24 protein-coding genes are annotated in these 22,383 nt (G+C 75.4%); 23 read left to right on the top strand and 1 reads right to left on the bottom strand.

What is annotated here, in order from left to right:
- The first annotated feature begins 85 nt into the window (after positions 1-85).
- The 13 genes from ftsY (at position 86) to rimM (ending at position 13,564) form a co-directional block, all read left to right on the top strand.
- A complete protein-coding gene (gene ftsY / locus HOP40_RS34220) occupies positions 86-1,669 on the top strand; it encodes a signal recognition particle-docking protein FtsY (RefSeq protein WP_172167407.1) in 1,584 nt (527 codons plus the stop codon).
- Between the two features lie 190 nt (positions 1,670-1,859).
- Positions 1,860-3,218: an ammonium transporter gene (locus HOP40_RS34215; RefSeq protein WP_172169777.1), complete on the top strand. Its 1,359-nt coding sequence runs from the start codon at positions 1,860-1,862 to the stop codon at positions 3,216-3,218.
- 3 nt (positions 3,219-3,221) lie between these two features.
- Positions 3,222-3,560 (top strand): P-II family nitrogen regulator, encoded by a 339-nt coding sequence (locus HOP40_RS34210; RefSeq protein ID WP_172167405.1) that lies wholly within the window; start codon positions 3,222-3,224, stop codon positions 3,558-3,560.
- A 103-nt stretch (positions 3,561-3,663) separates the two neighbouring features.
- Positions 3,664-4,002, top strand: coding sequence for a P-II family nitrogen regulator (locus HOP40_RS34205; RefSeq protein ID WP_172167403.1), 339 nt, complete (start codon positions 3,664-3,666; stop codon positions 4,000-4,002).
- On the top strand, positions 3,999-6,380 hold the full coding sequence (locus tag HOP40_RS34200) for a [protein-PII] uridylyltransferase (protein ID WP_172167401.1): 2,382 nt from the start codon (positions 3,999-4,001) through the stop codon (positions 6,378-6,380). The genes HOP40_RS34205 and HOP40_RS34200 overlap by 4 nt, the downstream gene beginning before the upstream one ends.
- Positions 6,381-6,476: 96 nt before the next feature.
- The gene (locus HOP40_RS34195) at positions 6,477-7,814 is read left to right on the top strand and encodes an ammonium transporter (protein WP_275691328.1); all 1,338 of its coding nucleotides are present in this window, start codon (positions 6,477-6,479) and stop codon (positions 7,812-7,814) included.
- On the top strand, positions 7,811-8,149 hold the full coding sequence (locus tag HOP40_RS34190) for a P-II family nitrogen regulator (protein ID WP_172167399.1): 339 nt from the start codon (positions 7,811-7,813) through the stop codon (positions 8,147-8,149). Before HOP40_RS34195 ends, HOP40_RS34190 begins: the two co-directional genes overlap by 4 nt.
- A 48-nt stretch (positions 8,150-8,197) precedes the next feature.
- Positions 8,198-9,763 (top strand): signal recognition particle protein, encoded by a 1,566-nt coding sequence (ffh, locus tag HOP40_RS34185; protein WP_172167397.1) that lies wholly within the window; start codon positions 8,198-8,200, stop codon positions 9,761-9,763.
- 3 nt (positions 9,764-9,766) lie between these two features.
- Positions 9,767-10,834, top strand: a complete 1,068-nt coding sequence (locus HOP40_RS34180) for an amidohydrolase family protein (protein WP_205347028.1) — start codon at positions 9,767-9,769, stop codon at positions 10,832-10,834.
- A 34-nt stretch (positions 10,835-10,868) separates the two neighbouring features.
- On the top strand, positions 10,869-12,101 hold the full coding sequence (locus HOP40_RS36545) for a CPBP family intramembrane glutamic endopeptidase (RefSeq protein WP_205347027.1): 1,233 nt from the start codon (positions 10,869-10,871) through the stop codon (positions 12,099-12,101).
- A gap of 143 nt (positions 12,102-12,244) precedes the next feature.
- Positions 12,245-12,700: a 30S ribosomal protein S16 gene (gene rpsP / locus HOP40_RS34165; RefSeq protein ID WP_172167395.1), complete on the top strand. Its 456-nt coding sequence runs from the start codon at positions 12,245-12,247 to the stop codon at positions 12,698-12,700.
- 73 nt (positions 12,701-12,773) lie between these two features.
- Entirely contained in the window at positions 12,774-13,013 is a 240-nt protein-coding gene (locus HOP40_RS34160; RefSeq protein WP_141279615.1) for an RNA-binding protein, read from the top strand.
- An 8-nt stretch (positions 13,014-13,021) separates the two neighbouring features.
- On the top strand, positions 13,022-13,564 hold the full coding sequence (rimM, locus tag HOP40_RS34155) for a ribosome maturation factor RimM (RefSeq protein ID WP_172167393.1): 543 nt from the start codon (positions 13,022-13,024) through the stop codon (positions 13,562-13,564).
- Between the two features lie 7 nt (positions 13,565-13,571).
- Here rimM and HOP40_RS34150 read toward each other — a convergent pair whose 3' ends face one another.
- Positions 13,572-14,255 (bottom strand): alpha/beta fold hydrolase, encoded by a 684-nt coding sequence (locus HOP40_RS34150; protein ID WP_172167390.1) that lies wholly within the window; start codon positions 14,253-14,255, stop codon positions 13,572-13,574.
- A 137-nt stretch (positions 14,256-14,392) separates the two neighbouring features.
- Between HOP40_RS34150 and HOP40_RS34145 the strand changes: the two genes are divergently transcribed.
- The 10 genes from HOP40_RS34145 to dprA all read left to right on the top strand — a co-directional run bounded on the left by HOP40_RS34145 (position 14,393) and on the right by dprA (position 22,273).
- The gene (locus HOP40_RS34145) at positions 14,393-14,608 is read left to right on the top strand and encodes a helix-turn-helix domain-containing protein (RefSeq protein WP_172167388.1); all 216 of its coding nucleotides are present in this window, start codon (positions 14,393-14,395) and stop codon (positions 14,606-14,608) included.
- Positions 14,609-14,621: 13 nt separating this feature from the next.
- Positions 14,622-15,179, top strand: coding sequence for a Clp protease N-terminal domain-containing protein (locus tag HOP40_RS34140; RefSeq protein WP_172167385.1), 558 nt, complete (start codon positions 14,622-14,624; stop codon positions 15,177-15,179).
- A gap of 19 nt (positions 15,180-15,198) precedes the next feature.
- Positions 15,199-15,939: a tRNA (guanosine(37)-N1)-methyltransferase TrmD gene (gene trmD, locus HOP40_RS34135; RefSeq protein WP_172167383.1), complete on the top strand. Its 741-nt coding sequence runs from the start codon at positions 15,199-15,201 to the stop codon at positions 15,937-15,939.
- A gap of 138 nt (positions 15,940-16,077) precedes the next feature.
- Entirely contained in the window at positions 16,078-16,437 is a 360-nt protein-coding gene (gene rplS, locus HOP40_RS34130; protein ID WP_172167380.1) for a 50S ribosomal protein L19, read from the top strand.
- A 33-nt stretch (positions 16,438-16,470) separates the two neighbouring features.
- Positions 16,471-18,030, top strand: coding sequence for a signal peptidase I (lepB, locus tag HOP40_RS34125; RefSeq protein WP_420821775.1), 1,560 nt, complete (start codon positions 16,471-16,473; stop codon positions 18,028-18,030).
- A gap of 37 nt (positions 18,031-18,067) precedes the next feature.
- On the top strand, positions 18,068-18,844 hold the full coding sequence (locus HOP40_RS34120) for a ribonuclease HII (RefSeq protein ID WP_240157425.1): 777 nt from the start codon (positions 18,068-18,070) through the stop codon (positions 18,842-18,844).
- Positions 18,841-19,164, top strand: coding sequence for a DUF2469 domain-containing protein (locus HOP40_RS34115; RefSeq protein WP_172167377.1), 324 nt, complete (start codon positions 18,841-18,843; stop codon positions 19,162-19,164). The genes HOP40_RS34120 and HOP40_RS34115 overlap by 4 nt, the downstream gene beginning before the upstream one ends.
- A gap of 84 nt (positions 19,165-19,248) precedes the next feature.
- Entirely contained in the window at positions 19,249-19,611 is a 363-nt protein-coding gene (locus tag HOP40_RS34110) for a YraN family protein (protein WP_172167375.1), read from the top strand.
- Positions 19,611-21,116, top strand: coding sequence for a YifB family Mg chelatase-like AAA ATPase (locus HOP40_RS34105; RefSeq protein WP_172167373.1), 1,506 nt, complete (start codon positions 19,611-19,613; stop codon positions 21,114-21,116). The genes HOP40_RS34110 and HOP40_RS34105 overlap by 1 nt, the downstream gene beginning before the upstream one ends.
- Positions 21,113-22,273 (top strand): DNA-processing protein DprA, encoded by a 1,161-nt coding sequence (gene dprA, locus HOP40_RS34100; RefSeq protein ID WP_172167370.1) that lies wholly within the window; start codon positions 21,113-21,115, stop codon positions 22,271-22,273. The genes HOP40_RS34105 and dprA overlap by 4 nt, the downstream gene beginning before the upstream one ends.
- The last annotated feature ends 110 nt before the right edge of the window (positions 22,274-22,383 follow it).

Genomic DNA, 22,383 nt, shown 5'->3' with positions numbered 1-22,383 from the left:
GGGCCGTGGTGGTGCACTTCCGACGATCACGGTGGGTGGGGTGCCGGGGCCGGTGGGCTCGGCCGGGGCATGACAGGCTGGTCGGGTGACCCCGGAGACCCTGTGGATCGTCGTCGCGGTCGTGGCTGCGGTCGTGCTCATCGCCCTCGTCGTGGGGCTGGTGCTCCGCAACCGCCGCCGCATCAGCCTGCGCCAGGCCGAGGAGCTGGAGCGCGCCGACGAGGCCGCCAAGCCCAAGCCGCGCGGTGGCACCTACCAGGCCGGCGGCGGGTTCTCGTTCGCCCCCGGCACCGGTGCTGCCACCCCGTCCGCGCCGCCGGTCGAGCCGCCGGCCGCCACCGCGCCCCCGGCCGACGTCACCCCCGGGCTCGACACCACCACCCGCCCCGAGGCGGAGCGCCCCGTCGACGCCGAGCCGACGACGGCCACCCCCATGCCGCCGCTGGGGACGTCGTCGGCCCCGACGGCCCCGTCGGCTCCGACGGCTCCGACGGCCCCCTCGGCCCCCACGACCGAACCGCCCCGGACGACCGAGCGGCCCCCGACGGCGACCCCGGTCCCGTCCACCAACGGCTCGGCCCCGACCGCGCCGAGCGCCCCGACGGCGACGCCCCCGACGGCGACACCGACGGCGACGCCCCCGACGGCGACACCAACCGCGACACCCCCGACCACGACACCGACCACACCCCCGACCGACACGACCCCGGCCCCCACCACCCCGGCCCCGACCCCCACCGAGGAGATCGCCCCACCCGGCGGCCGGCTCGAGCGCCTCCGCGGCCGCCTCGCCCGCTCCCGCTCCGGCTTCGGCCAGGGACTGCTGGGCCTGCTCGGCGCGGGGGAGCTGGACGAGGAGTCGTGGGAGGACGTCGAGGCCACCCTCCTGCAGGCCGACCTCGGCCCCGAGACCACCGCCGAGCTGATCGACCGGCTCCGCACCGAGCTGGCGGCCCGCGGCGTCCGCACCGCCGAGCAGGCCCGCCAGCTGCTCAAGGACGTCCTCACCGAGGCCCTGCGCCCCGAGCTCGACCGCTCCGTCCGCGCGCTGCCCCACGACGGGCGGCCCGCGGTGCTGCTCGTCGTCGGCGTCAACGGCACCGGCAAGACCACGACCACCGGCAAGCTGGCACGGGTGCTCGTCGCGGGCGGGCACCGGGTGGTGCTCGGCGCGGCCGACACGTTCCGCGCCGCCGCCGCCGAGCAGCTCGTCACCTGGGGCGAGCGGGCCGGGGCGACCGTCGTGCGCGGCGCCGAGGGGGCCGACCCGGCGAGCGTCGCGTTCGACGCCGTCAAGCGCGGCGCCGGCGAGGGCGCCGACGTGGTGCTGCTCGACACCGCGGGCCGGCTGCACACCAAGACCGGCCTGATGGACGAGCTCGACAAGGTGAAGCGGGTCGTGTCGCGCCAGGCCGAGGTCGACGAGGTGCTCCTCGTCCTCGACGCCACCACGGGCCAGAACGGGCTGACGCAGGCGCGGGTGTTCGGCGACGTCGTCAAGGTCACCGGCATCGTCCTGACCAAGCTCGACGGCACCGCCAAGGGCGGCATCGTCTTCCGCGTCCAGCGGGAGCTCGGGGTTCCGGTGAAGCTCGTCGGGCTCGGCGAGGGCCCCGACGACCTGGCGCCGTTCGAGCCCGCCGCCTACGTCGACGCCCTGCTGAGCTGACGCGTCATGCGGATGTAACTCGCGAGGGGGCCTCGTTCACGTCGCCGAAACACCGGTGGAGGACGACGGAAACACGCCGATCCGATAGTTCCCGCACCAGCCGCGGAACCCGTCCACTCCGGACGGAGCGCGGCGCAGACGGGAAGGAGTCGACGTGCCTGGAGTGCCCGATACCGGCGATACCGCCTGGATGATGACGGCGACGGCCCTGGTGTTGCTCATGACACCGGGACTCGCGCTGTTCTACGGCGGCATGGTGCGCAGCAAGAGCGTGCTGAACATGATGATGATGAGCTTCGCCTCGGTCGGCCTGGTCGGCGTCCTGTGGGTGCTCTACGGCTACTCGATGACGTTCGGCACGAGCGTCGGCGACGCGGGCATCGTCGGTGACCCGGCGCAGTTCGCCGGCCTGCAGGGCCTCACCGCGGGCACCTACCTCGCCGACGCCGAGACCGGCGCCGAGGTGGCCGTCCCGCTGGTCGGCACGATCCCGACCCTGGTGTTCGTCGGCTTCCAGGCCACGTTCGCGATCATCACCGTCGCCCTGATCTCGGGTGCGGTCGCCGACCGCATGAAGTTCGGCTCCTGGCTGGTCTTCGCCGGCATCTGGGTGTCGGTCATCTACTTCCCCGTCGCGCACTGGGTCTTCGCCTTCGACGACGTCACCGCGGGTGCGGGCGGCTGGATCGCCAACGACCTCGCCGCGATCGACTTCGCGGGCGGCACGGCCGTCCACATCAACGCCGGTATCGCCGCGCTGGTCCTCGCGATCGTCATCGGCAAGCGCCGCGGCTGGCCGCGCGAGCCCATGCGCCCGCACAACCTCACGCTGGTCATGCTCGGCGCCGGCATCCTGTGGTTCGGCTGGTTCGGCTTCAACGCCGGCTCCGCGGTCGGCTCGGGCGCCATCTCGGCGTTCGCCTTCCTCAACACCATCGTCGCCACCGCGGCGGCCATGATCGCCTGGCTGCTCGTCGAGCGCTTCCGCGACGGTCACCCCACGAGCCTCGGTGCCGCCTCCGGCGTCGTCGCGGGCCTCGTCGCGATCACCCCGGCCTGCTCCTCGGTGTCGCCGCTGGGCGCCATCGCGGTCGGTGCCATCGCCAGCGTCCTGTGCGCCCTGGCCGTCGGCCTGAAGTTCCGCTTCGGCTTCGACGACTCGCTCGACGTCGTCGGCGTCCACCTCGTCGGCGGTCTCGCCGGCACGCTGCTCATCGGCTTCTTCGCCACCGCCGACTCCGCGGCCGGCGTCGACGGCCTGCTCTACGGCGGCGGCGTCGACCAGCTCTGGCGCCAGGCCGTCGGGGCGCTCGCGGTGCTCGCCTACTCCGGCATCGGCACGGCGATCATCGCCTTCGCGCTGAAGTTCACGATCGGCCTGCGCATCTCCGACGAGGACGAGGCCACGGGCATCGACGAGACCGAGCACGCGGAGTCGGGCTACGACTTCTCGACCCTGCGGGGCGGCGGCAACCTGCGCCCGGCCGCGGGGGCGTCGACCCAGTCGGCGCGCGACCACGAGCCGGCCACCGCCGGTCAGGAGGTCTGAGCGATGAAGCTGGTCACGGCGATCGTCAAGCCGTTCGTCCTCGAGGACGTCAAGGGGGCGCTGGAGCAGATCGGCGTCCTGGGCATGACGGTCAGCGAGGTGCAGGGCTACGGGCGGCAGAAGGGCCACACCGAGGTCTACCGCGGTGCGGAGTACTCCGTCGACTTCGTGCCCAAGGTCCGGGTGGAGGTCGTCGCCGACGACACCCTCGCGGAGAAGGTCGTGGACGCGGTGGTCGAGGCCGCCCGCACCGGCAAGATCGGTGACGGCAAGGTCTGGGTCACCCCCGTCGAGAGCGTGATCCGGGTCCGCACCGGCGAGCGCGGCACCGACGCGATCTGAGCTCGACCGCTCGTCCCGGGCCCGCCGCACCTCGTCGAGGAGCGGCGGGCCCGGCGCCTTCCCCCCTTAGTGTCCGGTTCGTCACCGATCGGAGAACCCCGAGATGATGCTCGTGACGGCGATCGTCAAGCCCTTCGCCCTGGACGACGTGCGCTCCGGCCTGGAGACCCTCGACGTCGCCGGCATGACCGTGAGCGAGGTGTCGGGCTACGGCCGGCAGCGCGGCCACACCGAGGTCTACCGCGGCGCCGACTACCAGGTCGACTTCGTGCCGAAGGTGCGCGTCGAGGTCGTCGTCGACGACGGCGTGGTGGAGAAGGTGATCGACGCCGTGATCACCGCCGCGCGCACCGGCAAGATCGGCGACGGCAAGGTGTGGGTCACCCCGCTGGAGACGGTGGTCCGGGTCCGCACCGGTGAGCGGGGCGCCGACGCGCTGTGAGCGACGCGATCGCCGTGTCGTCGTCCGCGGGGGACGCGCAGGACCTGGTGCGGGCCAAAGCCGTGCTGCTCCAGGTGGGCGAGGGCAGGCGGCGGCTGTCCCCGGAGGCGCTGCGCACCGCGCTCGTCGACCTCCACGACTTCTGGCTGTCCTCACGGGCCGCCTCCATCGGCATCACCGACCGGGCCGCACTCGTCGCGGTCGGCGCGCTGGGCCGCCGCGAGCTCGCGCCGTGGTCCGACCTCGACCTCGTGCTGCTGCACGACGGCCGCAAGGACGTCGACCGGCTCGCCGACCAGCTCTGGTACCCGCTGTGGGACGCCGGCATCGGCCTCGACCACTCCGTGCGCACGCCGGGCCAGGCCGTCCAGGTGGCGGCCACCGACCTCCGGGCGGCCTTCGGGCTGCTCGAGATCCGTCACATCGCCGGTGACCCGGCGCTCACCTCCACCGTGCAGAACGCCGTCCGTCAGGCCTGGCGCGCGGGCATCCGCAGCCGCTTCGACGAGATCGTCGAGGCCGCGCAGGGCCGCTGGCGCAAGATCGGCGACGTCGCCCACCGCGTGGAGCCCGACCTGAAGAACGGCCACGGCGGGCTGCGCGACATCCAGCTCGTCGACGCCCTCGCCGCCGCCCAGCTCGTCGACCGCCCCGGCGGCGACGTCCTGGAGGCGCAGCGGCTGCTGCTCGACGTCCGCACCGAGCTGCACCGCCTCGCCGGGCGCGCCCGCGACGTCCTGCGGGCCCAGGACGCCGACGAGGTCGCCGCCGTCCTGGAGATCGGCGACCGCTTCGAGCTCGCCCGCGCGTTGTCCGGCGCGGCGCGGGCAGTGGCGTTCAGCGCCGAGACCAGCCTGCGCTCGGCGAAGGGGGCGCTGCCCCGCCGCGGCCTCGCGGCCCTGCGGCGCAGCCCCGTCCGGCGCCCGCTCGACTCCGGGGTCGTCGAGCACGCGGGGGAGGTCGCGCTGGCCCGCGACGCCGCCGCGCCGCGCGACCCCGCGCTGGTGCTGCGCGTGGCCGCCACCGCCGCCCGCACCGGCCTCCCGGTCGCCGCGGGCACCCTGCACCGGCTCGCCGACACCGCCCCCGAGCTGCGCGAGCCCTGGCCCCGCGACGCCCTGGGCGAGCTGCTGTCGCTGCTGGGCACCGGGCGCCCGCTCGTCGACGTCGTCGAGGCGCTCGACCGCACCGGCCTGTGGGGGCGCCTGTTCCCGGAGTGGGGCGCGGTGCGCGACCTGCCCCCGCGCGACCGCGCGCACGTCTGGACCGTCGACCGGCACCTCGTCGAGGCCACCGCGCAGGTCGCGCGGCTGACCACCCGCGTCGCCCGGCCCGACCTGCTGCTGGTCGGCACGCTGCTGCACGACATCGGCAAGGGCCGCGGCGGCGACCACTCGGTGGTGGGGGAGTCCCTCGCGGTGCAGGTCGGGCGCCGGCTCGGGTTCTCCGAGCCCGACGTCACCGTGCTCGGCGCGATGGTCCGCCACCACCTGCTCCTGCCGCACACCGCCACCCGCCGCGACCTGGAGGACCCGGCCACCGTGACGCGGGTCGTCGAGACCCTCGACGAGGCGGTGCGCGACGGCGCCCCCGGCACCGGCGGCCTGCTGCTGGACCTGCTCACCGCGCTGGCCGAGGCCGACTCGCTCGCCACCGGCCCCGGCGTGTGGAGCCCCTGGAAGAAGGCGCTGATCGGGGACCTGTCACGGCGCAGCCGGGCGCTGATGGCGGGGGAGGTCCTGCCGCTGCCGCCCGAGGGCTCCGACGACGGCATCGCGGCGGCGGTGCTCGCCGACCAGCGGCCGCAGGTGCGGTTCGTCGACGAGGACACCCCGGCCACGGTCCTGGTCGCGGTGCCCGACGCGCGCGGCTCGCTGGCCGCGGCCGCGGGCGTGCTGGCGCTGCACTCGCTGGAGGTGCACGCGGCGGAGCTCGCGACCACCGGCGAGGTCGCGGTGTTCACGTTCACGGTGTCGCCCCGCTTCGGCGGCCTGCCCGACCCGGCGGTGCTGCGCACGGCGCTGGGCCGCGTCCTGGACGGCACCCTCACCCTCGCCGACGCGCTGGCGCGCAAGGAGCGCGACTACGCCCCGGCCGCGTCGACCGAGCCCGCCGCCCCGCCGCGGGTGCTCTGGTTCGACGACGAGGCCACCGGCGCGGTCGTGCTGGAGCTGCGCGGCACCGACCGGATCGGCCTGCTGCACCGCGTCGCCGCCGCGCTGGAGGGCTGCGACGCCGCGCTGCGCTGGGCGCGCGTGTCCACCCTGGGCTCCTCGGTCGTCGACTCCTTCTGCCTCGCCGGGCCCGCGGGCGACGGCGCGATCCGGTCGACCGACCGCCGCCGCATCGAGGAGGCCGTGCTGGCCGCGGCAGGATGAGCGCGGCGGGGTGACCGGCCGGGTGAACTGCGGAGGCAACCCCGACGACACGACCCGGAAACGCAGGCGTAACAGACGGCGCTGACGATCACCGCCGTGACGGCGTCGTCGGGTGTGCAGGTGTTGTCGGGCGTGCAGGTCGGGAACACGGCGTACCTGCTGGGGTGCGCCGCCCTGGTCATGCTCATGACGCCCGGGCTCGCGTTCTTCTACGGCGGCATGGTCCGCGCGAAGAGCGTGCTCAACATGATGATGATGAGCGTCGTCTGCCTCGGCGTCGTCGGCCTGGTCTGGGTGCTCGGCGGGTTCTCCCTCGCCTTCGGCGACTCGACGGGCGGCCTGATCGGCAACCTCGACTTCGCCGGCCTGCGCGACACCACCACGGTCGTCGGCGGCGACGCCGGCATCCCGCTGCAGGTGTTCGCGATGTTCCAGCTGATGTTCGCCGTCATCACCGCGGCGCTGCTGTCGGGCGCCGTCGCCGACCGCGCCCGGTTCTGGCCGTTCGCGCTGTTCATCGCGCTGTGGACGGTGCTGGTCTACGTCCCGCTGGCGCACTGGATCTTCGCCTTCGACGGGTTCGTCGCGGAGCGCGGCGGCTGGATGGCCAACACCCTGGGCGCGCTCGACTTCGCGGGCGGCACCGCCGTCGAGATCAACTCCGGGGCCTCGGCGCTCGCCCTGGCCGTCGTGCTCGGCCGGCGCCGCGGCTGGCCGCAGCAGCCGATGCGCCCGCACAACCTGCCCGCCGTGCTGCTCGGCGCGGGCCTGCTGTGGTTCGGCTGGTTCGGCTTCAACGCCGGGTCGGCGCTGGCCGCGGGCGCCGTGGCGGGCAACGCCTTCGTCACCACGATGACGGCCTCGGCGGCCGCGGTGCTGTCCTGGCTCGCGCTGGAGCACCGCCTCGACGGGCGCCCCACCAGCCTCGGCGCGGCCTCGGCGGCCATCGCCGGGCTCGTCGGCATCACCCCGGCCTGCGGGTACGTCGACACGTTCGGCGCGCTGGCCATCGGCCTGCTCGCCGGCGTCGTCTGCCAGCTCGCGATCCGGCTCAAGTACCGCCTGGGCTACGACGACTCGCTCGACGTCGTCGCGATCCACGGCGTCGGCGGCCTGCTGGGCATGCTGATGCTCGGGTTCGTCGCCACGAGCGCGGTCAACGAGGCCGGCGCCGACGGCCTGCTCTACGGCGGCGGCCCCGCGCAGCTCGGCAAGCAGGTCGTGGCCGTGCTCGCGACCGCGGCGTTCGCGTTCGGGGTGTCGTTCCTGCTCGCCTGGCTGGTCCGCGCGACGATCGGGTTCCGCGTCGACGCCGAGGTCGAGGCCGAGGGCATCGACGAGGCCGAGCACGCGGAGACCGCGTACGACTACACGCCCCTGACCACCACCGGCCGCTCCCTGGGTGCGGCCCGCACCGAGGAGACCCCCCGATGATCCTGGTGACCGCCATCGTCAAGCCGTTCGCGCTCGGCGACGTGAAGAGCGCCCTGGAGCGCCTGGGCGTGCTCGGCATGACCGTGTCGGAGGTGCAGGGCCACGGCCGCCAGAAGGGGCACACCGAGGTCTACCGGGGCGCGGAGTACAACGTCGACTTCGTGCCGAAGGTCCGCGTGGAGGTCGTGGTCGACGACGAGGTGGTCGAGCGGGTGCTCGACGCGGTGGTCGCGGCGGCCCGCACCGGGAAGATCGGCGACGGCAAGGTGTGGACGACGCGCGTCGACCAGGTCGTGCGCGTGCGCACCGGCGAACGCGGCCCCGACGCGGTCTGATGCCCCCGAGCCCGCAGCGACCGCCGCCGCACAAGTAGTCTCGTGCGGGTGTTCGACACCCTCTCCGAGCGCCTCTCCGGCACGCTGGCGAACCTCCGTGGCAAGGGCCGTCTCTCCGAGGCCGACATCGACGCCACCGCGCGCGAGATCCGCATCGCGCTGCTGGAGGCCGACGTCGCGCTGCCCGTGGTGCGCGGCTTCGTCGCGCGCACCAAGGAGCGGGCCAAGGGCGCCGAGGTCTCGGGCGCGCTGAACCCCGCCCAGCAGGTCGTCAAGATCGTCAACGAGGAGCTCGTCTCCGTCCTCGGCGGCGAGACCCGGCGGCTGCGGTTCTCCAAGGAACCGCCGACGGTGATCATGCTCGCCGGCCTGCAGGGCTCCGGCAAGACGACGCTGGCGGGCAAGCTCGCGTTCTGGCTGAAGAGCCAGGGGCACACGCCGCTGCTGGTCGCGTGCGACCTCCAGCGCCCCAACGCGGTCACGCAGCTGCAGATCGTCGGCGAGCGCGCCGGGGCCACCGTCTTCGCCCCACATCCGGGCGCGTCAGCGGCCGGTCATCAGACACAGCCGGGCAGCGCGGAGCGCAACGGGGTGGGCGACCCGGTCGACGTCGCCCGCCGCGGCGTCGCGCACGCGCGGGACAAGATGTACGACGTCGTCGTCGTCGACACCGCGGGCCGCCTGGGCGTCGACGAGGAGCTGATGCGGCAGGCCGCCGACATCCGCGACGCGGTGCGGCCGGACGAGACGCTGTTCGTCGTCGACGCCATGATCGGCCAGGACGCCGTGGCCACCGCCGAGGCGTTCCGCGACGGCGTCGGCTTCACCGGCGTGGTGCTCACCAAGCTCGACGGCGACGCCCGCGGTGGTGCCGCGCTGAGCGTCCGCGAGGTCACCGGCCAGCCGATCCTGTTCGCCTCCGACGGCGAGAAGCTCGAGAACTTCGACGTCTTCCACCCCGACCGGATGGCCAGCCGCATCCTCGGGATGGGCGACCTGCTCACCCTCATCGAGCAGGCCGAGGGGGCCTTCGACCAGGAGCAGTCGGAGAAGGCCGCGGCGAAGATCGCCAGCGGCGAGCTGTCGCTCGAGGACTTCCTCGAGCAGATGATGGCCATCCGCAAGATGGGCCCGATCGGCAACATCCTGGGCATGCTCCCCGGCGCCAACACGGGCCAGATGAAGCACGCGCTGGCCCAGGTCGACGACCGGCACCTGGACAAGCTGCAGGCCATCATCCGCGGCATGACGCCGGCCGAGCGCGCCGACCCGAAGATCATCAACGGGTCGCGCCGGCTGCGCATCGCGAACGGGTCGGGCGTCGCCGTCGGCGACGTCAACGACCTGGTCAACCGCTTCTTCGAGGCCCGCAAGATGATGAAGCAGATGGCCGGGCAGTTCGGCTTCGGCGGCGGGCAGCGCAGCGCCACGAAGAAGCTCGCGAGCAAGCGCAAGAACAAGAAGGGCAAGGGCCGGCCGACGCCGTCGCGCGCCGGGGGCGGGATGCCCGACCTGTCGGGCCTGCCGCCCACGCTGCAGCAGATGCCGCCGGGCCTGGACCAGCTGCCCCCGGGGTTCGACCCGAGCAAGCTCCGGTTCCCGAAGGGGCGCTGACCCGTGTTCCGCCTGCGGGGTGTGCTGCTGCCGGGTGAGGAGACCGTCGAGCTGTTCGTCGGTCCCGACGGGCGGTTCGTCGACGAGCCGATCGCGGGCGCCGAGACGCTCGTCGACGGCGGCTGGATCGTGCCCGGCCTCGTCGACGCCCACTGCCACGTCGGCCTGGGCCCGTCCGGCCCGGTCGACCTGGAGGAGGCCGACGCGCAGGCCCGCGTCGACCGCGACGCCGGAACGCTGCTCATCCGCGACTGCGGCTCGCCCGTCGACACCTCCGCGCTGCAGGCCCGCGAGGACCTCCCGGAGATCATCCGCGCCGGGCGGCACCTCGCGCGGCCCAAGCGCTACATCCCGGGCCTGGCGATCGACGCCGACGACCCCGCGCTGCTGCCCGATCTCGTCGCGGAGCAGGCCGCGGCGGGCGACGGCTGGGTCAAGCTCGTCGGCGACTGGATCGACCGCGGCGTCGGCGACCTCGCCCCGCTCTGGCCCGACGACGTGCTCCGCGCCGCGATCGAGGCCGCCCACGCCGCCGGCGCCCGGGTCACCGCGCACGTGTTCGGCACCGACGCGCTGCCCGGCCTGATCGGTGCGGGCATCGACTGCATCGAGCACGGCACCGGCCTCACCGACGACCTCATCGCGCAGATGGTCGAGCGCGGCACCGCGCTGGTCCCGACGCTGATCAACGTCGAGACGTTCCCGGGCATCGCCGACTCGGCGTCGAAGTACCCGGCGTACGCCGCGCACATGCGCGCGCTGCACGCCGGGGCGGGCGACGTCGTGCGGCGGGCCGTCGAGGCCGGGGTGGCCGTGTACGCGGGCACCGACGCGGGCGGCGGCATCGCCCACGGCCGGATCGCCGACGAGGTGCGCGCGCTGGCCGCGGCGGGCCACACCGACCCGCTGGGCGCCGCGAGCTGGAACGCCCGCCACTGGCTCGGCCGTCCCGCCCCGCACCCCGGCGCCCCCGCCGACCTCGTCGTCTACCGCAGCGACCCGCGGGCCGACCTGTCGGTGCTCGACGAGCCCGCGCTGGTCCTGCTGCGCGGGCGCGTCTTCGCGCGCTGATCACTCCCGGTCGCCGCCCGGTACGGTCGTGATCGTGCGATCTGCCGGAGTCACTGCTGTCGGCCCCCGTGCCCGGTCCCGCCGGGCCGCCCGGACGGGACGCCTGTGGTGGCTCGTCGTCGTCGCGGTGCTCGGGGTGGTCGCGGCCGTCGCCGCCACGCGCTCCCGGCGCCCGGCGCCGTCCACGCGTCCCGAGCCCGCCACCGGCGCCTGGTTCGACGCCCCGGTCCCCGCCGACGCCGCGACGCCGCCGATGGGCATCCCGACCTCGGCGCCGGAGCGGGCCCGGTCCGGCGCGCCCGCCGTGCGCACCGGCGCGCCCGCGTGGTCGGCGGAGGCCACCGACCCCGGGCTGCGCCTGCCCGTCCCGGACCCGCGGCTCGCGGGCCACGGCTCGGCGGAGGCGACCGACCGGCTGCCGGTGGCGACGCTGCTCGCGGCCCCGCCCGTCCCGCCCGGTCCTCCGCCCGGTCCTCCGCCCGGTCCTCCGCCCGGTCCTCCGCCCGGTGCTCCTGCCGGGTTCGCGCCGTGGCCCGCGCCGGCCGCACCGCCGGCCGCCCCGGAACCGGCGCCGCGCCCCGCGCACCGCTGGGGCCTGGGCGCGTACCTGGTCGCCGAGCTCGTGTTCCTCGGCGTTTCCGCGCTCACGGGGCTGCTGCTCGTCGGGCAGGACCCGATCCCGGCGGGGGCGCTGGCCGCCGCGCTGGGCGTGCCGACCGTCGCGGCCGCGGGCGTCGCCCTGCTCTGGACCCGCTGGCGCGGCAACGGCCCGGTCATCGACCTGCACCTGCGCCCGACCTGGAAGGACCTGTGGCTGGGCCTGGGCTTCGGGTTCGGCGGGCTGTTCCTGACGCTGCCGGCGTCGCTGGTCTACGTGTCGATCGTGGGGGAGGACGCCTCGTCGGCCGTCGGCGACGTCTTCGGCGGCATCACGGCGCCGCCGCTGACGGCGCTCGCGATCGTCGCGATCGTGGTGCTGGTCGCCCCGCTGTGCGAGGAGATCCTCTACCGCGGGCTGCTGTGGGGCGGGCTGACGCGGCTGGGCGCGAACCGGTGGCTGGCGTTCGGCGTCACGACCGTCATCTTCGCCCTGGCGCACTTCGAGTGGCCGCGCGCGCTCCTGCTCCTGGTGGTCGCGCTGCCGCTCGGGCTGGCCCGCGTCTACAGCGACGGCCTGCTGGCGCCGGTGATCGCGCACCAGGTCAACAACCTGCTGCCGGGCATCGGGCTCTACCTCATGCTGACGGGCGCGTTCCCCGTCCTCTGAGCGTCTGGCACAATGGTGTGTCGGCCCCGCGGTCGGCCCTCTACCAGCCGCGGCCACAACGTTCGAGCGACGCGCAGCCCGTAACCCCACGCGAGCAGCGCGGCCTCATCGCCGAAGTACCGATCCAGGGAGCAGTCAAGAGCGTGGCCGTCAAGATCAAGCTGATGCGTCTGGGCAAGATCCGCCAGCCGTACTACCGCATCGTCGTCGCCGACGCCCGCAACCGCCGCAGCGGCCGGGCGATCGAGACCATCGGCAAGTACCACCCGAAGAACGAGCCGAGCCTCATCGAGGTCGACTCCGAGCGCGCGCAGTACTGGCTCGGCGTGGGCGCGCAGCCCACCGACCCGGTGCAGCACCTGCTGGAGATCACCGGCGACTGGCAGAAGTTCAAGGGCCTGCCGGGCGCCGAGGGCACCCTGAAGCCGCAGCCGGAGAAGGTCGACAAGCTCGCGCGCTTCAACGCCGCGCTGGCCGCGGCCAACGAGGAGCCGACCACCGAGGCCACCACGGCCCGGAAGAAGGCCGACCGCCGGCCCAAGGCCGACGACGCCGCCGCCGAGGCCCCCCAGGCCGACGAGGCCCCGGCCGAGGCGTGAGCGAGCTTGCGAGCTCACCGTTGAGCACAGCACGTTCGGTCGCGAGGCCGACGAGCGTGAGCGAGGAGGACTCGTGACGGTCCTGGCCGACGCACTGGAGCACCTGGTCCGGGGGATCGTCGATCACCCCGACGAGGTGCAGGTCGACCTGGTCACCAGCCGCCGCGGCCGCACCCTCGAGGTGCGGGTCCACCCGGAGGACCTGGGCAAGGTCATCGGCCGGGGTGGCCGCACGGCCACCGCACTGCGCACCGTCGTCGGCGGTATCGGCGGGCGCGGCGTGCGCGTCGACGTCGTCGACACCGACCGCTAGGTCCCGCCGTGCCCGCACCCGTCCGCGGACGCGCCGGCGAGCTCCTCGTCGGCGTCGTGGTGCGGGCGCACGGGCTGCGCGGCGAGCTCGGCGTCGACGTCCGCACCGACTCACCCGACGAGCGCTTCGCCCCCGGCGAGGCGCTCGTCGCGCGTCGGGCGGGCGTCCCCGACGCCGTCCTGACCGTCGAGTCCACCCGTGACCACTCCGGGAAGCTGCTCGTCCGGTTCGTCGAGGTCCCCGACCGCACCGCCGCCGAGCAGTGGCGCGGCACCCGCCTGCTCGTGCGGGCCGCGGAGCTGGCGCCCACCGAGGACCCCGACGAGTTCCACGACCACGAGCTCGAGGGCCTGCGCGCCGAGCTCGAGGACGGCACGACCGTCGGCACCGTCCGCGAGATCCTGCACGGCCCCGCCGGCGACCTGCTCGTGCTCACCCGCCCCGAGGGCGACGCGCTCGTGCCGTTCGTGCACGCCATCGTCCCCACCGTCGACCTCGACGGGGGCCGGGTCGTCCTCACCCCGCCCGAGGGCCTGCTCGACCCCGAGTGAGCGCCGCTCAGGCCCCGGCCCGGGACAGGACGGCGGCGAGCCCGTCCGGGTCGACGAGCTGCGGGCAGTGCGAGGTCGGCATCCGCTCGACCCGGTCGGCGCGTGCGGCCATGGACTCCTGCAGCTCCGGGAGCAGCGCGCCGTCCTCCTCCAGCACGACGTAGGTCACCGGGTGACCGCTGCCGGGGGCGGTCGCCGGGGTGCCCATGACCGACGCGGCGGAGTACAGGAGGTGCCCGAACCACTCGGCCCGCCGCGCGGGGTCGAGATCGGCGCACAGCACCTCGACCGCGCGGTCCACGTCGTCGGTGACGCGGACGGCCGCGCCGTCCTCGCTCGGCACGATCCAGTCGAGCGGGCCCGTGGCCAGGTCCATCAGCGACCGGCCCCGCTCGGGCCAGAATGCCGAGACGTAGACGCGGTGGGTGACGCCCGGCTCGTCCGCGGCGTCGGTGATCACCAGCCCGCTGTAGGAGTGCCCGACCAGCACCACGGGGTCGCCCGTCGCGGCGACGCACCTGCGGACCTCCGCCACGTCGTCGTCGAGCCCGCCCAGCGCGGACGGGTCGGCCCCGGTGCTGGGCAGCTCCGCGACGAGCACGCGGTGCCCCTGCGCCTCCAGTCGCGCCGCCGTCGCTCCCCAGTACCAGCCGTCGACGAACCCGCCGTGCACGAGCACGTAGGTGGTCATGCCGCCCTCCTCACACCGGTGACGCACGAGGGTGCGGGGCGCGGTTGCGCGGGGGTTGCGGTCGCGTCGCAACGCCACGGGCCGGACGACGTCAACTCCGGTTGACATGCCCGCGCCGTCAACGTAGGTTGACGTCCATGAGTGATGCCACGAAGGTCGCGGCGGCGGCGTCCAGCAGGGACCCGGCCGTCGGGCTGGCGGCGGTGGCCTCCCTGCGGGGGCTGCTGGAGTCGCTGGAGGAGCTGCAGGTGAGCAACGCGCGCGACCAGGGGTGGTCGTGGCAGCAGATCGCCGAGGTCCTGCGCGTGAGCCGCCAGGCCGTCCACAAGAAGTACCGCCGGTTCGGGTTCTGAGAGGGGTTCGACGATGTTCGAGAGGTTCACCGACAAGGCGCGGCAGGTCGTCGTGGGGGCGCAGGAGGAGTCGCGGCAGCGCCACGCCGACGCGATCCGCACCGAGCACCTGCTGGTCGCGCTCTACGCCGTGCCGGGCAACCTGGCGCTCACCGTCCTCGAGGGGCACAGCGTCGACGCCGCGGCCGTGCGCGCCGACGTCGACGCGCTGCGCGGCGGGCTCGGCCCGGCCGACGCCGAGGCGCTGTCGACGCTGGGGATCGACCTCGACGAGGTGCGCCGCCAGGTCGAGGACGCCTTCGGGCCCGGCGCGCTCGACCGCGCGCGGTCGCGGGGGAGGCGCTGGTTCGCGGGGCACATCCCGTTCGACCGCGGCGCGAAGAAGGTGCTGGAGCTCGCGCTGCGCGAGGCCCTGCGCCTCAAGCACGACTACATCGGCTGCGAGCACATCCTGCTCGGACTCCTGCACGCCGAGGGCTCGGCGCAGACGATCCTGCTCGCGCGCGGCGCCCGGCTGGACACCGCGCGGATCATGGTCGAGGAGCTGGTGCGGGGGCGGCGCGCGGGCTGAGCAGGCCTAGCATCGCCGGGTGCGGATCGACGTCGTCACCATCTTCCCCGGCTACCTGGCGCCGCTGCGGGAGGCGCTGCTCGGGCGCGCGATCGAGGCCGGGCTCGTCGAGCTCGGGGTGCACGACCTCCGCGACTGGACCCACGACGTGCACCAGGCCGTCGACGACTCCCCGTACGGCGGCGGCCCCGGGATGGTGATGCGCCCGCAGGTCTGGGGGGAGGCCCTCGACGCCGTCCTCGGCGACGCGCCCGCGCGGCTCGTCGTCCCGACGCCGGCCGGGCGACCGTTCACGCAGGCCACCGCGCAGGCCTGGGCGGGGGAGGAGCGGCTGGTGTTCGCCTGCGGGCGGTACGAGGGCATCGACCAGCGCGTCGTCGACGCCTACGCGCAGCGGATGCCGGTCGACGAGGTGAGCATCGGCGACTACGTGCTGGTCGGGGGCGAGGTGGCGGTGCTCGTCATGGTCGAGGCGGTGGTGCGGCTGCTGCCCGGCGTGCTGGGCAACCCGGTGTCCGCGCAGGAGGACTCCTTCTCCGACGGCCTGCTGGAGGGCCCCGCCTACACGCGCCCGGTGTCGTGGCGCGGCCTGGACGTGCCCGACGTGCTGCGCAGCGGCAACCACGCCGCCATCGCCCGGTGGCGCCGCGACCGGGCGCTGGAGCGCACCGCGGCGCGGCGCCCCGACCTGCTCGACGCCCTGCCCGACCACGCGCTCGACCGCACCGACCGCGCGTTCCTGGCCGGCCTGGACGGGTGAGTTCGGCCCGCCGGGACGCGTCTGGCATCATGGAACCCGAGCTGCTGCGCCCGCAGGCGCCTGCCCGCGCCCCGATGCGCGCACCGGAACTTGTCGGTACCGCACGACCGCTATTCGAACCGAGGACGGATCTCCGCGATGAACACCCTGGACGCACTGGACGCACAGATGCTGCGCCCCGACATCCCCGCCTTCCGGCCGGGCGACACGCTCAAGGTGCACGTGAAGGTCATCGAGGGCACCCGCTCCCGCGTCCAGATCTTCCAGGGCGTCGTCATCCGCCGCCACGGCGCGGGCGCCCGCGAGACCTTCACGGTCCGCAAGGTCTCCTTCGGCGTCGGCGTCGAGCGCACCTTCCCGGTGCACTCCCCGAACCTCGAGCGCATCGAGATCTTCACCCGTGGTGACGTCCGGCGCGCCAAGCTGTACTACCTCCGTGACCTGCGCGGCAAGGCCGCGAAGATCAAGGAGAAGCGCGAGCGCACGTCCGCGTCCTGACCGACGCGCACTCGTTGCCGTAGCCTCGTGGCCGTGGCCCTCCCCGAGCTCCCCGACGACCGGCGGGCCCGACCGCAGCGCTTCTCGCCGGCCGGTCCAGCGGGGTCCCGGCACGCGGTGCGCACGCCGCCCGGAGGGCAGCCGACCAGCCGCGACGACGACGAGGACGCCCCCGGCCGGCGGTCCGACGGACCGCGTCGGGGCACGGGTGCGCCCCCGGTCTCCGGGATGCGTCCGCCCCTGCCGCCGTCCGGTCCGCGGGCTCCGCTCAACGGGTCGTCCGCGGGCGGCCGCCGCACCGGCGGCGCTACCGGCAACGGGAGCACGCCCGGCAACGGGAGCACGCCCGGCAACGGCGGCACGCCCCTGAACCGGGCTGCACCTCCCGCCAACGGGAACGGCACCGGCGGTGTCCGGCGTCCCGGCCCCCCACAGGCCGGCGGCACCGGCCGGGGCCCCAGCCGCTACGGCGTGGTCCCGCCGCCCGTCCGCGGGTCCCGCCCGCCGTCGGCGCCCGTCCGGCAGGTCCCCGGCGACGACGAGCCGACCGAGGTCCACGGCGATCCGGTCCGGGACGCTACGGCTCCCGCCGATCCCGCCCCCGCCGACCCCGCACCCGGCGCGGCGCCCTCCGACGCCGCACTCGCCGACGAGTCGCCCGCCGCGCCCCCGGGCACCGCCACCGAGTTGCCCGGACGCCACCGCCGCCGCGCGGGGGCCAGCGCCGGGTCCCGGCCCGCGTCGGAGTACCAGGCCGAGGCCGCCGCCGCGCGCGGCGGCAAGAAGGCCCGCCCCGGCCGTCGGCGCCGCGAGAACTTCTGGCGCGAGCTGCCGCTGCTGATCGTCGTCGCCCTGGTGCTCACGTTCCTCATCCAGACGTTCCTGGCGAAGGTCTACGTCATCCCGTCCGGGTCGATGGAGACCACGCTGCACGGCTGCACCGGCTGCAACAACGACCGGGTGCTCGTCGACAAGGTCACCTACCGCTTCACCAGCCCGCAGCCCGGCGACGTCGTCGTCTTCCGCGGCCCCGAGGGCTGGATCAACACCGAGTTCTCGGTGCCGCAGTCCGACAATGCGATCGTCAACGGCCTGCAGCAGTTCGGCTCGCTGATCGGCCTCGCGCCGCCCGACGAGAAGGACTTCGTCAAGCGCGTCATCGCCGTCGGCGGCCAGACGGTGCAGTGCTGCGACAGCCGCGACCGGCTCCTCGTCGACGGCGAGCCCCTCACCGAGCCCTACGTCTACTTCCTGCCCGAGGCCGGCCCGGCCCGCGAGCAGCGGTTCGACGCGGTGACGGTCCCCGAGGGCCAGCTCTGGATGATGGGCGACAGCCGCAACAACTCGTCCGACTCCCGGGCGGTGGGGCACGGCCCCGTGCCGGTGGAGAACGTCATCGGCCAGGCCCGGCTCATCGTCCTGCCGTTCGGCCGGTTCGGGTGGGTCGACGCGATCGACCCGCAGCCCGACCGGGCCGTCGGCATGGGTGCGGGGGCGGGTGCGGGCCTCCCGCTCGCGATGGGGATGCTGGGTACGCTGCCGCTGGCCTTCTGGCGCCGCCGCGCCGAGCGCGGCGAGACCTTCCTGCCCTGACCGTCGTCCGGCCGGTCCTGTGAGTCCCGGAGCGTTCGTGCCCGTCCGTCGTCGTCGTTCCCCGCGGATCCTGCTGCCCGCGGAGCTGCGTCCCACCCGTGCGGTGGTGCGGCGCTCCGCCGGGAGCTGGACGCTGCAGTCCACGCTGCACCGGCACGGCCTCGGGCCGGTCGCCGGCGTCGACGAGGCCGGGCGGGGGGCGTGCGCGGGCCCGCTGGTCGTCGCCGCCTGCGTCCTGCGGCCCGGCGACGCGCGGGCGCTCGACGGCCTCACCGACTCCAAGCTGCTCACGGCCGCCGCGCGCGAGGAGTACTACGCGCTGATCCGGCGGCGCGCTCTCGACCACGCCGTCGTCGTCATCCCGCCCGAGGAGGTCGACCGGCGCGGGGTGCACGTCGCCAACATCGAGGGGATGCGCCGGGCCGTCGCGGGGCTCGCGTCCCCTCCCGGCTACGTGCTCACCGACGGCTTCCCGGTGCGGGGTTTCGGCCGCCCGGCCCTGGCCGTGCCCAAGGGCGACCAGGTCGCGGCGTGCGTGGCGGCGGCCTCCGTGCTCGCCAAGGTGACCCGGGACCGGATCATGGTCGGCCTCGACGCCGAGCACCCGCGGTACGGCTTCGCCGAGCACAAGGGCTACTGCACGCCGGTGCACGACGCGGCGCTGGCCGAGCACGGACCGAGCTCGGTGCACCGCTTCTCGTTCGTCAACGTGCGGGCCGCCGCGCGGGGCGAGCTGGTGCCCCGCCTCCCTGCCGCCGGGCGCGTGCCCGTGCTGGTCCACAATGACGGGGTGAGCGAGGAGACCGAGCTGTGAGCGCCGAGGATCTCGAGAAGTACGAGACCGAGATGGAGCTCACGCTCTACAAGGAGTACCGGGACATCGTGTCCCAGTTCTCCTACGTCGTGGAGACCGAGCGGCGGTTCTACCTGGCCAACTCCGTCGACGTCGCGGCCCGCAACGCCGACGGCGAGGTGTACTTCGAGGTCCGCATGTCCGACGCCTGGGTGTGGGACATGTACCGCCCGGCGCGCTTCGTGAAGAACGTGCGGGTGCTGACGTTCAAGGACGTCAACGTCGAGGAGCTCGACAAGCCCGACCTGCGGCTGCCGGAGGGCGACCAGTTCGGCTCCTGAGCCGGGTTGTCCACATCGACCCCGGTCCATCCACAGAAAACCGAAAGTCCCGCCGGCGCGTCCGCCCGGCCCCATGGTGGGTCCATGGCAGCGAAGGACGAGCTCGGACGCCGCGGCGAGGACGTCGCGGTGGAGTACCTGCAGGGCCGGGGCCTGGTGGTCCTCGACCGCAACTGGCGGTGCCGGGAGGGTGAGCTCGACGTCGTCGCCACCGACGCCGACGTCGGCCGCCTCGTGGTCTGCGAGGTCAAGACCCGCTCCGGCACCCGCTACGGCGAGCCCGCCGAGGCCGTCACGGGGCAGAAGGCGCGCCGGATCCGCCGGGTCGCGCAGCGCTGGCTGGCCCAGCACGGCGTGCCGTGGGTGGAGGTCCGGTTCGACGTCTGCGCGGTGCTGGTCGAGCCGGGCCGCCCGGCCACCGTGCAGTACTACGAAGGAGCCTTCTGATGGGGCTCGCACGGGGGTGGTCGGTCGCGCTGCGCGGCGTCGACGGGTACGTGGTGGAGATCGAGGCCGACATCGGGGGCGGGCTGCCCGGCGTGCACCTGCTGGGGCTGCCCGACGCGGCGCTGCAGGAGTCGCGCGACCGGGTGCGCGCGGCCGTCGTCAACTCCGGGCTGGTGTGGCCCAACGAGCGGATCGTGCTGGCGCTGAGCCCGGCCACGCTGCGCAAGACCGGCTCGGCGTTCGACCTGGCTCTCGCGTGCTGCGTGCTCGCCGCGGCCGAGCACGTGCCCCAGCCAGCGCTCGACGGCACGGTCCTGCTCGGGGAGCTGGCGCTCGACGGGCGGCTGCGCCCCGTCCGGGGAGTCCTGCCCGCGCTGCTGGCGGCCCGGGCCGCGCGGATGCGGCGCGTGGTGGTGCCGGTCGCGGCGCTGGCCGAGGCCGCGCTCGTGCCCGACATCGAGGTGCTCGGCGCGGCCGACCTGCGCGAGGTGCTGGCCTGGCTGCGCGACGGCTCGCCGCTGCAGGTGCCCGGTCCGGTCGTCGACGGCACCGGGCCCGAGCCGCCCGACCTCGCCGACGTCGTGGGGCAGGACGACGCCCGGCACGCGCTGGAGGTGGCCGCCGCGGGCGGGCACCACCTGCTGCTCATCGGCCCGCCCGGCACGGGGAAGACGATGCTCGCGCAGCGCCTGGTCGGGCTGCTGCCGCGGCTGGCCCGGTCCGACGCGCTGGCGCTGGCCGCGGTGCGGTCGGTGGCCGGGCGGCTGCCGGCCGAGGCCCCACTGGCCACGCTGCCCCCGGTCGAGGCGCCGCACCACTCCAGCTCGATGGCGGCGCTCGTCGGCGGCGGGAGCGGCCTCGCCCGGCCCGGGGCGGTGTCGCTCGCGCACCGCGGGGTGCTGTTCCTCGACGAGGCGCCCGAGTTCGGGGCGCACCTGCTCGACGCGCTGCGCACGCCGCTGGAGGAGGGCGAGGTGCGCATCGCGCGGGCCGAGGGCACCGTGCGCTACCCGGCGCGGTTCCAGCTCGTGCTCGCCGCCAACCCCTGCCCCTGCGCGCCCGCCCACGACCGCGACTGCGTCTGCTCGTCGCTGGTGCGCCGCCGCTACCTGGGCCGGCTGTCCGGGCCGCTGCTCGACCGCGTCGACCTGCGGGCCGTCATGTACCCGGTCACCACGTTCGCGGCCGCGGCCGACGGGGAGGACACGGCCACGGTCGCGGCGCGCGTGCACGCGGCCCGCGCGGCGGCGGTCGAGCGCTGGTCGGGCTGCGGGTGGCGCACCAACGCCGAGGTGCCCGGTCCCGAGCTGCGGGGCCGGTGGGGCCTCGCCCGGGCCACGGTCCGGCCGCTCGACGCCGGCATGCGCGCCGGGGCCCTCACCGCGCGCGGGGCCGACCGGGCCCTGCGGGTCGCGTGGACGCTCGCCGACCTGGCCGGGGCCGCCCGGCCCGATCCCGAGCACGTGGAGGCCGCGCTGTACTTCCGCGACCGGAGGGCGGCGTGAACGACGAGCTGCTCCGGGCGTGGGCCCGGCTGTCGCGGGTCGCCGAGCCGCCCGCCCCCGGGCTGGCCGCGCTGGTGGCCGAGGTGGGCGCGGTGCGCGCCGTCGACCGCGTGCGGCGCGGGGAGGTGAGCGAGCGGGTCGCCGCGGAGACCTCGGCCCGCCGGGGGGTGGAGCGCGCCGACGCCGACCTCGCCGCGGCCTCCGTCGCCGGGGTCCGGATCATCGGGCCCGAGCACCCCGACTGGCCGCACGAGCCGCTCGCCGCACTCGCGGCCTGCGGGGTCGCCGAGCTCGCGCCGCCCGTGGCGCTGTGGGTGCGGGGGCCCGGGAGGCTCGCCGCGCGGTGCGAGCGGGCGGTCGGCGTCGTGGGGTCGCGGGCCGCCACGGGCTACGGGCTGCACGTGGCCGCCGAGCTCGGGGCCGGTCTCGCCGACCGCGGGCACACCGTGGTCTCCGGGGCGGCCATCGGGATCGACGGGGCGGCCCACCGCGGCGCGCTCGGCGTCGAGGGGCCGACGGTCGCGGTGCTGGCCTGCGGCGCCGACCGCGCCTACCCGCTGGCGCACCAGGCCCTGCTCGCCCGCATCACGGCCACCGGGCTGGTGGTCAGCGAGTACCCACCCGGCAGCGTGCCCGCCCGGCACCGCTTCCTGGTCCGCAACCGCCTGATCGCCGGCCTGTCGGCGGGCACGGTCGTCGTGGAGGCCGGGCTGCGCAGCGGGGCCACCCGCACGGCGAGCGACGCGGCCACGCTCGGGCGTCCGGTGCTGGCCGTGCCGGGGCCGGTGACGTCCGCGATGTCGGCGGGGAGCCACCGGCTGGTGCGCGAGGGCGCGGTGCTGGTCACCCGCACCGAGGAGGTGCTCGAGGAGCTCGGCCCGATCGGCGCGCACCTGGCCACCGACCCGCCCGCCGTCCGCCGCGCCACCGACGCCCTCGACACCGTGGGGCGCCTGGTGCACGACGCCCTCCCCGCCCGCGGAGCCCGGGAGATCGGCTGGCTGGCCAAGGAGGCGGGCGTCCCGGTCGGGGCGGTGCGGGTGGCCCTGGTCGACCTGGAGCGGCGGGGCCTGGTCGACCACCACGCCGGCCGCTGGCAGCTGCGGCCCGAGGAGGTGCGGGCGGGTGGTGGCGGGACACGCGGGTGGGGTGCTTGACCCGGGGCGGTCGGGGCCGGACCGTCGGCAGGTGCCCTCGACCCGTCCCGCCGGCCCCGAGCGAGGCGCCCCCGACCCCGCCGGGCCGGACGGCCCCACCCGGCCGGTCG

It is taken from the genome of Pseudonocardia broussonetiae (assembly GCF_013155125.1).
Lineage (GTDB): Bacteria > Actinomycetota > Actinomycetes > Mycobacteriales > Pseudonocardiaceae > Pseudonocardia > Pseudonocardia broussonetiae.
This window is presented reverse-complemented; position numbering and strand designations above follow the sequence as displayed.

Excerpts from the sequence above, each read along its gene's own strand:
- HOP40_RS34150 (WP_172167390.1), bottom strand. The coding sequence starts at position 14,255 with ATGACCACCTACGTGCTCGTGCACGGCGGGTTCGTCGACGGCTGGTAC.
- HOP40_RS34210 (WP_172167405.1), top strand. The coding sequence starts at position 3,222 with ATGAAGCTGGTCACGGCGATCGTCAAGCCGTTCGTCCTCGAGGACGTC.
- HOP40_RS34205 (WP_172167403.1), top strand. The coding sequence starts at position 3,664 with ATGATGCTCGTGACGGCGATCGTCAAGCCCTTCGCCCTGGACGACGTG.
- rplS (WP_172167380.1), top strand. The coding sequence starts at position 16,078 with ATGAACACCCTGGACGCACTGGACGCACAGATGCTGCGCCCCGACATC.
- HOP40_RS34215 (WP_172169777.1), top strand. The coding sequence starts at position 1,860 with ATGATGACGGCGACGGCCCTGGTGTTGCTCATGACACCGGGACTCGCG.
- HOP40_RS34105 (WP_172167373.1), top strand. The coding sequence starts at position 19,611 with ATGGGGCTCGCACGGGGGTGGTCGGTCGCGCTGCGCGGCGTCGACGGG.
- HOP40_RS34190 (WP_172167399.1), top strand. The coding sequence starts at position 7,811 with ATGATCCTGGTGACCGCCATCGTCAAGCCGTTCGCGCTCGGCGACGTG.
- HOP40_RS34110 (WP_172167375.1), top strand. The coding sequence starts at position 19,249 with ATGGCAGCGAAGGACGAGCTCGGACGCCGCGGCGAGGACGTCGCGGTG.
- HOP40_RS34140 (WP_172167385.1), top strand. The coding sequence starts at position 14,622 with ATGTTCGAGAGGTTCACCGACAAGGCGCGGCAGGTCGTCGTGGGGGCG.
- HOP40_RS34145 (WP_172167388.1), top strand. The coding sequence starts at position 14,393 with ATGAGTGATGCCACGAAGGTCGCGGCGGCGGCGTCCAGCAGGGACCCG.